The sequence below is a fragment of the Maritimibacter alexandrii genome (genome assembly GCF_005871115.1).
Classification (GTDB): Bacteria; Pseudomonadota; Alphaproteobacteria; order Rhodobacterales; family Rhodobacteraceae; genus Maritimibacter; species Maritimibacter alkaliphilus.
This window is the reverse complement of the sequence record NZ_SWKQ01000008.1, coordinates 1-1,458: the sequence shown is the minus strand read 5'-3', so window position 1 is coordinate 1,458 and position 1,458 is coordinate 1. Positions and strand designations below refer to the sequence as shown.

1 protein-coding gene is annotated in these 1,458 nt (G+C 66.1%); it reads left to right on the top strand.

Annotated features, from left to right (window positions below):
* Positions 1 to 1,458: Ig-like domain-containing protein (locus tag FCT00_RS00785; protein ID WP_138421466.1), on the top strand; the 1,458-nt coding region annotated here is incomplete at both ends.

The window sequence follows — 1,458 nt, the reverse complement described above, 5'->3', positions numbered from 1 at the left end:
TCGAATACACCATCTCCGACGGCAACGGCGGCACCGACACGGCGACCGTGACGGTGGTGGTGAACGGCGACGGCGGCATGAACTCGGTCGTGGCGCGCAACGACAGCGCGACCACCTCGGAGGACGATGCGGTCAACATCGACGTGCTGGCCAACGACAGCGATCCGCAGGGCGACAGCTTCTCGATCCAGAGCTTCGGGCAGGGCGCGAACGGCACCGTGACGGCCGGACCGGGCGGCACGCTGACCTACACGCCGGACCCGGATTACTTCGGCACCGACAGCTTCACCTACACCATCGTGGACTCGCAGGGCGCGACCGACACGGCGACGGTGACGGTGAACGTGACGCAGGACGGCGTGAACACGGTGGATGCCGTGGACGACATGGCCCAGACCGATCCGAACACGGCGGTGAACGTGCCGGTTCTGGCCAACGACACCGATCCCGAGGGCGATACCTTCTCGGTCACCTCCTTCGGGCAGGGCACGAACGGGACGGTCACGACCGGACCGGGCGGCACGCTGACCTACACGCCGGACACCGACTTCACCGGCACGGACAGCTTCACCTACACGATCACCGACGATCAGGGCGCGACCGACACGGCGACCGTCACGGTCTCGGTCGGCATGGGCCCGATGAACTCGGTCGACGCGGTGGACGACGCCTACACGATCGACGAGGACACGACGCTGATCGTGGACCTGACGGCGAACGACTCGGACCCCGAGGGCGACGACTTCACGGTGACGAGCGTGGGCACCCCCACGAACGGCACCGCGACGCTGAACCCGGACGGGACGGTGACCTACAAGCCGAACCTCGACTTCACCGGCACCGACACCTTCACCTACACGGTGACCGACGATCAGGGCGCCACCGACACGGCCACCGTCACCGTCACCATGACCCCGGTCAACGACGCGCCGGACGCCGAGGATGACATCACCGTCATCGACGAGGGAACCTCGGTCGATATCGACGTGCTCGCCAACGACGAGGATGCCGACAACGACCCGCTGACGATCACCTCCTACGACCAGCCGACCAACGGCACGGTCACGGATGGTCCCGGCGGCACGCTGACCTACACGCCGAACACCGATTTCACCGGGACCGACACGTTCGAATCCACGATCAGTGACGGCAACGGCGCGACGGACACCGCGACGGTGACCGTGGTGGTGCAGGGCGACAACGGCCAGAACAGTGTGAACGCGGTCGATGACAGCTACGACATCGACGAGGACACGACGCTGATCGTGGATCTGACGGGGAACGACTCGGACCCGCAGGGGGACGATTTCTCGGTGACGGCGGTGGGCACACCCACGAACGGCACGGCGACGTTGAACCCGGACGGGACGGTGACCTACAAGCCGAACCAGGACTTCACCGGGACCGATACCTTCACCTACACCATCACCGACGATCAGGGCGCGACCGATACCGCGA